Consider the following 12,410-nt stretch of genomic DNA (forward strand, 5'->3'; position numbering starts at 1 on the left):
GCTCAGGGGTGTCCGACGCGGAGCGAGACACCCCTGAGCACCAGCCAGGACCGGGGGGCGCGCAACGGCACGGAGTGGGCACGGCGGTCGCGAGCACGGCGGGCGGCCGCCTGTTGAGCGCGGCGGGGGAGGCGACGGCGTACGGGAAAAGACGCCCCTGCCGGAAGGTAGCCCGGCAGGGGCGGTGGGTGGTGACGTGCTGGGGTCAGACCCGGCGGCGGATCAGGAAGGCCATGCCGGCCAGCCCGGCCAGTATGACCACCAGGACCGCGCCGTTGAGCAGGAACAGCCGCCTGACCTCGGTGAAGACCTCGGTGGCGCTCTCCACCGGGTCGACCTCGCTCGCCGAGAGATCCTCACCGGAACCGCCGCCGATGCCGCCGTTGGCGATGTCCGCCTTGGCGACCAGCGGGGCACCGGCCATGCGCAGCGCCTCCGACATGGAGAGCCGGCCGTAGAACCAGCCCGCCGTCTTCTTGCCCGAGGGCTGCGAAGCCGGACGGTAGGCCCGCGGGCCGCCGCTGGCCGAGGGGTACAGATCGTAGACCTGGTTGGCGGCGTCCTTGACCAGCACCTTGACGGTGTACTTCGGGCCCAGCTTGGACTTGCTGGGAGCACTGGTCTGCGGCTTCGCCGAGGCCAGCCAGCTCACCTCGCTGAGCAGCATCCGGAAGAGCTTCGGATCCTCGGCCTGCTGGACGACTATGCCCTCGTCGGGCACGTCCTCCCCGCTGATCTGAAGCGCTGTCGGCTTGGACTTGGACGCCGGTGCGGCCTGAGCCGCCCCGGGCGCAGCCCCGAGTGTGAGTGCTGCCGCGACGACGAGCACGCCTGCCGCGGACACCACCCGTTTGATCGCCTGTCGAACCATCCGACCTCCCCCGCCCGTGGATGGACATGGCTTCGCCGATCCTCTGTCCGTGCCCGGCACAGGGCCGTACACGACCCAGGCCTCCAGCCTTCCCGGACACCGGCCCGGCCGCATCTCGAGGCAGGGATAATTGGAGCCATGTGGGGGACGGCCGCGGAGACGGGTCGGGACCGTTGATCAGCGGCCGAATACTACCGACATCGCGCAATCCGTGGGGGTGGTGGCCACCCATGTAGCGGACCGTCTCACCGCATTCGACTACCAGCTATGGTGGCCGGCGGTCGAATGCGGTAAAGCAGTTCGATTCGGTCTTAAAGGCGGCCGCGGGCCGTGGCGATGCGGGCCAGCGTCAGGTCCCGGCCCAGCGCCTCGATGGACTCGAAGAGCGGGAGGCCGACCGTCCGGCCGGTGACCGCGACCCGGACCGGTGCCTGGGTCTTGCCGAGCTTGAGCCCGCGCTCCTCGCCGACCGCCTCCAGGGCGGCCTTCAGCGCGTCGGCGGTCCACTCGGGCAGCGCGGTGAAGGCGGCGGCGGTGCCGTCCAGAATGTCCGCTGCACCCTCCTTCATGGCCTTCGCCCACGAAGCGTCGTCCTGGACCGGCTCGTCGAGGAAGAGGAAGTCGACGTTGTCGACGATCTCGGAGAGCACCGCGATCCGGGTCTGGGCGAGCGGGGCGATCGCGGCGAAGACCTCGGCGTCGAACTTCTCCGCGTCCCACCGCGGGGCCGGGATGGTCTCGGTGCCGGTCAGCCACGGGGCGCAGACCTGGGTGAACTCGGCGGGGGTGAGGGCCCGGATGTACTCCCCGTTGAACGCCCGCAGCTTCTTGACGTCGAAGAAGGCCGGCGCGTGGTTGACCTCGTCGATCCGGAACTCGTCCTCGACCACCGACCACGGGACGATCTCGCGGTCACCGGACGGGGCCCAGCCGAGCAGCATCAGGTAGTTGCGCATGGCGGCGGCGAGATAGCCCTCATCCCGGTACGACTCCAGGGCGACCTTGTCGCGGCGCTTCGACAGCTTCTGCCGCTTCTCGTTCACGATCACCGGGACGTGGCCCCAGACCGGCGGGGTGACGCCCAGCGCCTCCCAGAGCAGCTGCTGCTTCGGGGTGTTCGGCAGGTGCTCCTCGGCGCGGAAGACGTGGGTGATGCCCATGCTCATGTCGTCGACCACGTTGGCGAGCAGGAAGACCGCCGAGCCGTCGCTGCGCGCGATGACGAAGTCCTCGATCAGCCTGTTCTCGAAGGTGGGCTTGCCGCGGACCAGGTCGACCACCACGGTCTCGCCCTCGTCGGGGGTGCGGAACCGCAGCGCGCGGCCCTCGCCCGGGCCGAGCGCCCGCTCGCGGCAGAAGCCGTCGTAGCCGGTGTGCGTGTTCCCGCTGCGCGCGACCACGTCCTCGCGCTTGCAGTCGCAGTAGTACGCCTTGGCCTCGCCGTACAGCCGGGTGGCGGCGGCGGTGTGGTCGGCCGCGTAGGAGGACTGGTAGTAGGGGCCCTCGTACGTCCCGCGCTCGATCCCGATCCAGTCCAGCGCCGAGATGATGCCCTCGGTCCACTCGGGCTTGTTACGGGCCGCGTCGGTGTCCTCGATCCGGAGCACGAAGACGCCGCCGTGCTGCTGGGCGTAGATCCAGTTCTGCAGCGCGGAACGGGCGCCGCCGACGTGGAACATGCCGGTGGGAGAGGGGGCGAAGCGTACGCGAACAGTCACGTGTTCAGCGTACCGAGAACCGCCAGGGGTATTTGATATGCGGTAGGCAGTCGTTCCGACGAGGGGTGCGGTGACAGGTATGGGCAAGGTCGTGGCGGTGGAGTACGTGACCCTGGACGGGGTCTTCGAGGAGCCGTCCTGGAGTGGGCCGTACTTCAACGAGGAGCTGAGCGGCTGGCAGGCGGAGAACCTGCGTGAGGCGGACGCGCTGCTGCTGGGGCGGCGGACGTACGAGGGGTTCAAGGCGGCCTGGCCGCAGATGGAGGCGCAGACCGGCGACTTCGGCGTGAAGATGAACACGATGCCGAAGCACGTGGCGACCACCACGCTCACGGAGCCTTCGTGGAACGCCGTGTTCCTGGCGGGGGAGGTCGCGGACGCGGTGGCCAAGCTGAAGACCGAGCCGGGCAACCTGCTGATCAACGGGAGCGCGACCCTGGTGAACTACCTGACCCGGCACAACCTGATCGACGAGTACCGAATCATGATCTTCCCGGTGGTGCAGGGCGAGGGGCGGCGCCTCTGGGAACCGGGCACCAAGATCGCTCTGACCCTGACCGGGGCCTGGAAGACGACCACCGGCGTCGAGGTGGTCACCTACGTTCCCGCCTAGACCTAGACCGTGAAGCGGCTCACCAGTCCGGTCAGCCGCCGGGCGGTCGCGCTGAGCTCGTCGGCGGCGCGGTGCGAGGTGGTCACCGACTGGTGGGTGCTCTCCACCGCGCCGCTCACGTCGCCCACCCCGGCCGCGATCTGCCGGCTCCCGTCGGCCGCCTCGGCGATGTTCCGGGCCATCTCCGCGGTGGTCGCGGCCTGCTCCTCGACCGCCGCGGCGATCGCCGTCTGGTAGTCGTTGACCTGGGCGATCCGGGCCGAGATGGCGTCGATCGCGGTGACCGCGCGGGCGGTGTCGCCCTCGATCGCGGCGACCCGTGCGGTGACGTCCTCGGTGGCCCGGGCGGTCTCCTGGGCCAGGTCCTTCACCTCGCTGGCGACCACGGCGAAGCCCTTGCCGGTCTCGCCCGCGCGGGCCGCCTCGATGGTGGCGTTCAGCGCGAGCAGGTTGGTCTGCTCGGCGATGGTGGCGATCAGCCGGACCACGTCGGTGATCTTGCCGGTGGAGGTCCGCAACTCGTCGATCACCTCGGAGGCGGCCGCGGTCAGCCCGACACCGTCCCGGCCGGCCTGCGCCGCCTCCTGCGCGTTGTGCGAGATCTCGCTGATCGAGGAGCCCATCTGCTCGGCTCCCGCGGCCACCGTCTGCACCACGTGCGACACGGTCTCCGCCGATCCGCGGACGGTGCCGACCCGGTCGGTCGCCGTCGCCGCCGCGCCGGCCAGCTCGCCGCCGGTCTCGGCGACCCGGTGCGCGGTGCCGGCCACCTGTTCGGAGGCGCCGGTCACCTCGCGCATCACGGTGCGCAGTTCGGCGGCGGCGGTGTTCAGCGCGCCGGCCGCCTCGCCGATCTCGTCCCGCCCTCGGTCCTCGACGCTGACGGTCAGGTCCCGCCCGGCCAGCCGGGTCAGCGCGCCGGTGAGCCGGCCCAGCCGCCGGGAGATCCGGGACGCCTGCAGGAACGCCACCGCCGCGCCGATCAGGGCGAGCAGCAGCCCGGCCACCACGAACCAGGTGAGCATGGTGGTACGCCCGTTCCGGACCACGGTGACCGCGCCGGCCGCGTCGGCGTCGTACCCGCCGACCACGACGGCCCACTGGTACGGCTCGTAGTACGCCACGGTCGTGGTGGTGGCCCCGGCAGCCGCCCCGCTCGCCCCGGGCAGCCGGTAGGTGGTCTGCCAGGTCGACCCGTCGGTCAGCTCGGGCGCCTTGGCCACGATCTCCTGGACGTACGCCACCCCGTCCGCGTCGGTGGCGTCCAGATCGGTGGTGCCCGCCACCCCGTCCAGGCTGGAGGCGACGATCCGGCCCTGGTCCGAGGAGGCGGTGCTGTAGACGGTGACCCAGCCGTTCTCGCGGACCGTCTGCCCGCTGATCGCCTCGGTCAGGTTGGCCAGCGCGTCCTCCTGCGGCACCCCGACGAAGAGCGCGCCGATCACCGTGCCCGCGCTGTTCTTGATCGGGTCGTACGCGGTGATGTACGGCGTGCTCACCACCTGCGCCACGCCCCGGTACGACGTGCCCGCCTTGATCGCCGCCGCCACCGCGTTCGCCGTGCCGTCCGAGGTGGCCGGAATGTACGTGCCGATGGCCCGCGCCCCGGTCGACCCCTTCACGGTGGTCGCCACCCGCAGCAGGTCGCCGGCCGTGTCCATCCGCTGGAAGACCGTGACCGCGCCGCCGACCAGCGTCTTCGCGTCGTCCACGAACGCGGTGGCCCGCTTCGCGCTGGTGTTCTGCCCCAGCCACGTGCCGCCGACCGTCACCCGGGGCAGCCGGACGGTCTTCGTGGTCTGGCTCACCTGGTCGGTCGCGGTCCAGGCGACCGTACGCGAGCTCAGCGCCATGCCGCCGCGCTGCTCCAGGAACGCGTCGGCGCTCTCCATCCCCAGGTCCACCCGGCTCTGCACCTCGTCGCCGACCGTGCTCACCAGGGTGGTGACGTCGTTGGTGGTGCGATCGAGCTCGCTCTGGTTCTGCGCGACCACCTCGCTCTCGGTGTCGCCGGCGAACCGGCTGCTCTGCCAGGCGCCGACGGCCACCAGGACCAGCGCGGTGGCGAGCACGCTGCCGAGACCGAGGATCAGCAGCTTGTGGCTGATGCGGAGGCCCATCCCGCCAGTCTGCGGGCAAAGGGGAGGGCCCGCCGCGAAAACGCGACGGGCCCCGAAAGGTCAGACGATCAGCTGTCGCCGCCGGTCTCGCCGACCGGTGCCGCGTTCACGTCGTCGATCGCGTACTTCTTGGCCGCCTCGGCCGGCACGTGCGCCGGGATCTTGCCGCGCAGCGCGAGCTCGCGCAGCGCCGCGACGGTGACCGACTCGCCGTCCACGTGGAAGTGGCGGCGCAGCGCGTGCCGGGTGTCGCTCATGCCGAAGCCGTCGGTGCCGAGCGAGGTGTACCCGTTCGGTACCCAGCGGGCGATCAGGTCGGGGACGGCCCGCATCCAGTCGCTGACCGCGACCGACGGGCCCTCCGAGGCCTCCAGCTTCTGCTGGATGTACGGCTTGCGCGGGGTGTCGCTCGGGTGGAGCAGGTTGTGCTCCTCCGCCTCGATGGCGTCCCGGCGCAGCTCGGTCCAGGAGGTGACCGACCAGACGTCGGCGCTCACGCCCCAGTCCTGGGCGAGCAGCTCCTGGGCCTTGAGCGCCCAGCGCATGCCGGTGCCGGAGGCGAGCAGCTGCGCCTTCGGCCCGGAGGTCGCGGGGCCCTCGCTGAACCGGTAGATGCCCTTGAGCAGGCCCTCCACGTCGACGCCTTCGGGCTCGGCGGGCTGGATCGCCGGCTCGTTGTAGATCGTCAGGTAGTAGAAGACGTTCTCCTGCTTCTCGCCGTACATGCGGTGCAGGCCGTGCTCCATGATGTGCGCGATCTCGAACGCGAACGCCGGATCGTACGCCACCACGGCAGGGTTGGTCGCCGCGATGAGCAGCGAGTGCCCGTCCTCGTGCTGCAGACCCTCGCCGTTCAGCGTGGTCCGGCCCGCCGTGGCGCCGAGCAGGAAGCCGCGGGTCATCTGGTCGGCGGCCGCCCAGAGCTCGTCCGCGGTCCGCTGGAAGCCGAACATCGAGTAGAAGATGTACAGCGGGATCATCGGCTCGTCGTGCGTCGCGTACGACGTGCCCGCGGCGATGAAGCTCGCGGTCGACCCGGCCTCGTTGATGCCCTCGTGCAGGATCTGGCCGTTGGTCGCCTCCTTGTAGGACAGGAAGAGCTCCCGGTCCACCGAGGTGTACGTCTGGCCGTGCGGCGAGTAGATCTTCTTGGTCGGGAAGAGCGAGTCCATCCCGAAGGTCCGGGCCTCGTCCGGGATGATCGGCACCCAGCGCGCGCCGAACTCCTTGTCCTTCATCAGGTCCTTGAGCAGGCGAACGAAGGCCATCGTGGTGGCGACCTTCTGCTTGCCGCTGCCCCGCTTGATGTCGCCGAACGCCTTCGACTCGGGGATCGCCAGCGACTTCGCCTTCGTCCGCCGGGACGGGATCGACCCGCCCAGCTCACGCCGGCGCTGCATCATGTACTGGTACTCGTCGGACTTCTCGCCGGGGTGGTAGTACGGCGGGAGGTACGGGTTGTCCTCGAGCTGCTTGTCGCTGATGTCCAGGTAGAGCCGGTCCCGGAAGCCCTTGAGGTCGGGCAGGGTCAGCTTCTTCATCTGGTGCGTGGCGTTGCGGGCCTCGAAGTGCGACCCGAGCGTCCAGCCCTTGATCGTCTTGGCGAGGATCACGGTCGGCTGGCCGGTGTGCTCGGTGGCCGCCTTGTACGCCGCGTAGAGCTTGCGGTAGTCGTGACCGCCGCGCTTGAGGTTCCACACCTCGTCGTCGGTCATGCCCTCGACGAGCTTGCGGGTCCGCGGGTCCCGGCCGAAGAAGTGCTCGCGCACGTACGCCCCGGACTCGCCCTTGTAGGTCTGGTAGTCGCCGTCCGGCGTCGCGTTCATCAGGTTGACCAGCGCGCCGTCGGTGTCCGCGGCGAGCAGCGAGTCCCACTCGCGGCCCCAGACGACCTTGATGACGTTCCAGCCGGCACCGCGGAAGAAGGACTCCAGTTCCTGGATGACCTTGCCGTTGCCGCGGACCGGGCCGTCCAGGCGCTGCAGGTTGCAGTTGACCACGAAGGTGAGGTTGTCCAGCTCCTCGCGGGCGGCCACGCCGATCGCGCCGAGCGACTCGACCTCGTCCATCTCGCCGTCGCCGAGGAACGCCCAGACGTGCTGCTGGCTGGTGTCCTTGATGCCGCGGTTCTGCAGGTAGCGGTTGTACCGCGCCTGGTAGATCGCGTTCATCGGGCCGAGGCCCATGCTGACGGTCGGGAACTCCCAGAAGTTCGGCAGCAGGCGCGGGTGCGGGTAGGACGGCAGGCCGCCACCCGGGTGCGACAGCTCCTGCCGGAAGCCGTCCAGCTGGTCGGTGCTCAGACGACCTTCCAGGTACGCCCGTGCGTACATGCCGGGGGACGCGTGACCCTGGAAGAAGATCTGGTCGCCGCCGCCGGGGTGGTCCTTGCCCCGGAAGAAGTGGTTCATGCCGACCTCGTAGAGGCTGGCGCTGGACGCGTACGACGAGATGTGGCCTCCGACGCCGATCTCGGGTCGCTGCGCGCGGTGCACCAGCATGGCGGCGTTCCACCGGATGTACGCCCGGATCCGCCGTTCCACGAACTCGTCACCGGGGAACCAGGGCTCCTGCTCCGGCGGGATGGTGTTGATGTAGTCGGTGGACGTCAGTGGCGGGACGCCGACCTGCCGCTCCCGGGCCCGCTCCAGCAGGCGCAACATAACGTAACGGGCTCTCTTGGCGCCGCGTTCGTCGATGACTCCGTCGAGCGACTCGACCCACTCGTTGGTCTCTTGCGGGTCGATGTCCGGAAGCTGGCTCGGCAGGCCGTCGCTGATCACCGGGCGCTTGCGCTCCGTGGCCACAGGCAAACCTCTTGGTTGAGAGTCGGGACCGGGCGATTCAGGTGGCGAACCGCACGGTTAAGACCCCCATCCTCCCCCCTTACGGTGTGCCTCGTCACGCCTACCCGGCGTCTCAGCGACGCGCGACACATGTACTGAGCAGTAACTTTGTGTCCGAGCTGGGAATCATCCGGCCAGGAAGGAGAAACGCACCTGCCGCGTCGGGTTGTCGCCGTTCGGGTCCACAAGGCAGATCGACTGCCAGGTGCCGAGCGCGATCCGGCCGCCGATCACCGGCAGCGAGGCGTACGGCGGGATCCAGGCGGGCAGCACGTGATCGCGTCCGTGGCCCGGGGAACCGTGCCGGTGCCGCCACCTGTCCTCGGCCGGGAGCAGGTCGTCGATCGCGGCCAGCAGGTCGTCGTCGGACCCCGCTCCGGTCTCGATGATCGCCAGCCCGGCTGTCGCGTGCGGGACGAAGACGTGCAGCAGCCCGTCCTTTTCGGACTGCACGAATCGCTCGGCTTCACGGGTGATGTCCCTGATGACGGGCGTATCACCAGTTCGGACAGTGATCAACTCGGTGCGCATCCGTCGAGAGTAAGTGAGATCCGACGGTGGCACGGCTCGCATCGGTCCGTAATGCTGATGGGCGTGACCACCCCGCAAAACCTCGACGAGCGGTTCCGCGATGCGGTCTCGGCCCTGCGCCCGCCGGACCGGCGCCGCGCCCCGGGCGATCCGATCCGCGACGGCAGCACCCTGACCGGGACCCGCGCACTCGAGCTCTTCGACGCCCAGTTGACCAGCCGCCACCTCGATCTCGCCGCCCGCTGGCTGCGCAGTTTCAACGAAGGCTTCCACACGGTCGGCTCGGCCGGGCACGAGGGCGACGCGGCGGTGGCCGCGGCGATCCGCCCCGACGACCCGGCCCTGCCGCACGATCGAGCGGGGGCGTTCTATTGCGTACGCGCGGCGTACCGGCCCGATCCCGCGGGCGCGGATCCGGCCAAGCGGCTCGAGGAGGCGGCCCGGGACGTGCTCCGCGGCGTCGTGGCGTCGGTCCGCGACCCGATCACCGGCGGCCGGGACAAGGTCTTCGGCAACGCCGAGCTGCACCTGGTCCCGGTCCTGTCGCCGCCGGCCGGGCACCTGCCGCGGGCGGTGGGACTGGCGTACGCGCTGTCCCGCTCGCCGGACCCGCGCTGGCCGGAGGACGCGATCGTGGTGGCCGCGTTCGGCGGTGAGGGCGTGGACCAGGCCGGTGCGGCCGCCGCGCTGCACACCGCCGGCTGGCACGACCGGGCCGACGACCGGATCCCACTGCTGCTGGTCTGCGAGGACGACACCCCCGGCGGCCCCGACCCGGACGGCTGGGTGGCCTCGGTGCTGCGGGCCCGCCCCGGCGTCCGGTACTCCTTCGCCGACGCGTGCGACCTGGCGGCGGCGTACGACGCGGCGGCCGAGGCGGCGGCGTACGTCCGGCACGAGCGCCGCCCGGCGGTGCTGCACCTGGCCGCGGTGCACCTGCTCGGCCGCCCCGGCGACCCGGAGCCCGGCGCCGACCTGGACCGTGACCCGCTCGTCGGCACCGCGCGGCTGCTGGTCGAGGCGGGCCTGCTCGGGCCGGACGGCGTGATCAACCGGTACGACGAGGTCGGCTGGCAGGTCCGCAAGGCCGCCGAGGAGGTGCTCGGCGAGCCCAAGCTGGCCACCGTCGGCGAGATCGTGGCCTCCCTGGCCCCGCGCCGCCCGATGCGGGTCGCGCACGCCATCGCCGACGCCGCCACGCTGGCCGCCGGGCCGGACGCCCCGGCCCGGGCCCTGGCCTTCGGCGGGCGGCTGCCCGAGCAGGCCGGCCCGATGACGCTGGCCCAGATCATCAACGCCACCCTGACCGACGCCCTGGCGGCCCGGTCCGGCCTGCTGGTCTTCGGGGAGGGCGCCACCCGGGGCGGGCGGCACGGCGTCACCGCCGGGCTGCGCGAGTACGGCGGCGAGCGGGTCTTCGACACCCTGGCCGACCCCACCGGGATCGTCGGGCTGGCCCTCGGTGCCGGGCTGGCCGGCCTGATCCCGGTCCCCGAGGTGCCCGGCCTGGCCGACCTGTACGCCGCGGTCGGCCAGGTGCGCTCCGAGGCGGCGGCGCTCTCGTTCTTCTCCGCGGGGGCGTACCGGAACCCCCTGGTGCTGCGGGTGCCGGCGCTGGCCGACCCGTACGGGCTGGGCGGGCGCCAGGCCGGCGACAACTCGGTGGCGGCGCTGCGGGACGTGCCCGGGCTCGTGGTGGCGGTGCCGGCCCGGGCCGAGGACGCCGCCCCGATGCTGCGCACCTGTCTGGCCGCCGCGGAGGTCGACGGGAGCGTCTGTGTCTTCCTCGAACCGGCGGCGCTGTATCAAACGAGGGACCTGTATCAACAAGGCGACAGCGAGTGGCTGGCCGCCTATTCGTCCCCCGACCGGTGGGCCGGCGAGCACGCTCCGATCGGCCGGGCGCGGGTCTACGCCCTGGGGACCGCGCGCGACCTGACCATCGTCACGTACGGTGGCGGTGTGCGGATGTCACTGCGCGTGGCGGCCCGTTTGGCCGCCGACGGGTACGGTACCCGGGTGGTAGATCTGCGATGGCTCAACCCGTTGCCCGCCGCCGACCTGGTCAGAGAGGCCGCGGCGACGGGCCGTGTGCTGATCGTGGACGAGACCCGGCGCTCCGGCGGGGTCGGCGAGGGAGTGTTGGCGGCATTGGTGGATGGGGCATTTGTCGGATCCGCGCGCCGGGTGGCCGCGGCCGACTCACCCGTTCCCCCGGGTCCGGCCGCTCAGCACGTGCTGGTGGGAGAGGATGCCATCACACAGGGTGCCCAAGCCCTGCTGGCGCGGTAAATTGCCACACACTCGGTGTGCCACTTGCGCACGGGCCCGGGAGTGTGTGGACTACCCCCAGGTTTCCGGAGCAATTCACGGATTATGGCTAGGAGGATTTGGACAGTGAGCGCGACCGCGGGTCAGGCCGACGGCGTACGCAGCCTGGCGGACCGGTTCGGCTTCGAGCCGAACATGGTGGTCATGGAGATGGGTTACGACGATGACGTCGACGAGGATCTCCGTGACGCCCTGACCGAACGCGTCGGAGAGCTGGTCGACGAGGACACCGACGAGGTCGTCGACGCGGTGCTGTTGTGGTACCGCGACGGTGACGGTGATCTGTTCGAGCTGCTCACCGACGCACTTGGCCCCCTCGCCGGCAACGGTGTGGTGTGGTTGTTGACCCCGAAGGCGGGCCGGGACGGCCACGTCGAGCCCAGCGAGATCAGCGAGTCGGCTCCGACCGCCGGTCTGCAGCAGACCTCGACGCTGAACGCAGGCAAGGACTGGACCGGGGCTCGCCTGGTCTCACCGCGGGGCGCCAAGAAGAAGTAGCGCACGCCCCTCTCCCTTCACGAGGTCGGCGTCGGTGGACGCCGGCCCAGCGGCACGGCCAGGTTCGGGCAGCGCCTGGCTGGTGCTCCGCTGGCGCCTGCCCGGCTTCGGTAGCCGGGGCTTCGGTGGGCCGGGCTTCGATAGCCGGGGCTTCGGTAGTCTGGGCGCGTGCTGATCGACTCGGGTGTGCCGGCGCCGGACTTCGTCCTCAAGGACCAGAACAACCAAGAGGTGCGCCTCGCCGACTTCCGCGATCGCAAGGCGGTGCTCCTGGTCTTCTACCCGCTGGCGTTCAGCCGGCGCTGCCACGGCGAGCTCACCGGGATCCAGGCGGACCTCGCCGCCTTCCAGAACGATCGGGTCCAGGTCCTCACGGTCAGCGTGGACTCGGCGTACGCCCACAAGGTCTGGGCCGGGCAGGAGGGCTTCGACTTCCCGCTGCTGGCCGACTTCTGGCCGCACGGCGGGCTGGCCCGGGCGTACGGGGTGTTCGACGAGGCGGCGGGCATCGCGGTGCGCGGCACCTTCCTGATCGACGCCGGGGGTGTGGTCCGTTTCGCCGAGCGGCTCTCCCCGGGCGAGACCCGTGACCTGGACACCTGGCGGGCCGCGCTCGCCGCCCTCGGCGACAGGGTAGGATGACCACTCCGGTTCACTGCGAACTGCTCCGGGGCGCGTAGCTCAGTGGGAGAGCACCCGCCTTACAAGCGGGGGGTCGTAGGTTCGAAACCTACCGCGCCCACCCGGTGAAAAGGCCCCGATCTCGATCGGGGCCTTTTTCGTGCCCGCCACCGGAAAATGGACAGCGGGGACGGCGGGGGCGGAAAAACATTCGCGTATTTGCCTTTTTGTCGAATAGTTGTTCTTTGCGGTTTCTTTCAG

9 protein-coding genes and 1 tRNA gene are annotated in these 12,410 nt (G+C 70.8%); 5 read left to right on the forward strand and 5 right to left on the reverse strand.

All coding sequences use genetic code 11. The annotated features are described in order from the left end of the window. Positions 1 to 205: 205 nt before the first annotated feature. Complete coding sequence (locus AB0M08_RS21475) at positions 206 to 871, reverse strand: hypothetical protein (RefSeq protein WP_364495832.1); 666 nt, start codon at positions 869 to 871, stop codon at positions 206 to 208. Positions 872 to 1,182: 311 nt separating this feature from the next. Continuing rightward, complete coding sequence (gene gltX, locus AB0M08_RS21480; RefSeq protein WP_364495835.1) at positions 1,183 to 2,589, reverse strand: glutamate--tRNA ligase; 1,407 nt, start codon at positions 2,587 to 2,589, stop codon at positions 1,183 to 1,185. A gap of 79 nt (positions 2,590 to 2,668) precedes the next feature. On the opposite strand from gltX, the gene AB0M08_RS21485 reads away from it, so the two are divergent. After that, positions 2,669 to 3,202 (forward strand): dihydrofolate reductase family protein, encoded by a 534-nt coding sequence (locus AB0M08_RS21485; RefSeq protein WP_364495838.1) that lies wholly within the window; start codon positions 2,669 to 2,671, stop codon positions 3,200 to 3,202. A gap of 2 nt (positions 3,203 to 3,204) precedes the next feature. Here the strand turns inward: AB0M08_RS21485 and AB0M08_RS21490 are convergent, their stop codons facing one another. The 3 genes from AB0M08_RS21490 to AB0M08_RS21500 form a co-directional block, all read right to left on the reverse strand. After that, complete coding sequence (locus tag AB0M08_RS21490) at positions 3,205 to 5,322, reverse strand: methyl-accepting chemotaxis protein (protein ID WP_364495841.1); 2,118 nt, start codon at positions 5,320 to 5,322, stop codon at positions 3,205 to 3,207. A 68-nt stretch (positions 5,323 to 5,390) separates the two neighbouring features. Beyond that, positions 5,391 to 8,129 (reverse strand): pyruvate dehydrogenase (acetyl-transferring), homodimeric type, encoded by a 2,739-nt coding sequence (aceE, locus tag AB0M08_RS21495; RefSeq protein WP_364495844.1) that lies wholly within the window; start codon positions 8,127 to 8,129, stop codon positions 5,391 to 5,393. Positions 8,130 to 8,294: 165 nt separating this feature from the next. Then, the gene (locus AB0M08_RS21500; protein WP_364495847.1) at positions 8,295 to 8,699 is read right to left on the reverse strand and encodes a YjbQ family protein; all 405 of its coding nucleotides are present in this window, start codon (positions 8,697 to 8,699) and stop codon (positions 8,295 to 8,297) included. Between the two features lie 51 nt (positions 8,700 to 8,750). On the opposite strand from AB0M08_RS21500, the gene AB0M08_RS21505 reads away from it, so the two are divergent. From AB0M08_RS21505 to AB0M08_RS21520, 4 genes are all read left to right on the forward strand, one after another. Then, entirely contained in the window at positions 8,751 to 10,991 is a 2,241-nt protein-coding gene (locus AB0M08_RS21505) for a transketolase C-terminal domain-containing protein (protein ID WP_364495850.1), read from the forward strand. Positions 10,992 to 11,096: 105 nt separating this feature from the next. After that, positions 11,097 to 11,528 carry a DUF3052 domain-containing protein gene (locus AB0M08_RS21510; RefSeq protein WP_364495853.1) on the forward strand — a complete coding sequence of 144 codons (432 nt, stop codon included), beginning with the start codon at positions 11,097 to 11,099 and terminating at the stop codon, positions 11,526 to 11,528. Positions 11,529 to 11,696: 168 nt separating this feature from the next. Then, the gene (locus tag AB0M08_RS21515) at positions 11,697 to 12,170 is read left to right on the forward strand and encodes a peroxiredoxin (RefSeq protein WP_364495856.1); all 474 of its coding nucleotides are present in this window, start codon (positions 11,697 to 11,699) and stop codon (positions 12,168 to 12,170) included. Between the two features lie 28 nt (positions 12,171 to 12,198). After that, positions 12,199 to 12,270: transfer RNA gene (locus AB0M08_RS21520), tRNA-Val, on the forward strand. The last annotated feature ends 140 nt before the right edge of the window (positions 12,271 to 12,410 follow it).

Source organism: Actinoplanes sp. NPDC051851 (assembly GCF_040681165.1).
In the GTDB taxonomy this organism is placed as follows: domain Bacteria; phylum Actinomycetota; class Actinomycetes; order Mycobacteriales; family Micromonosporaceae; genus Actinoplanes.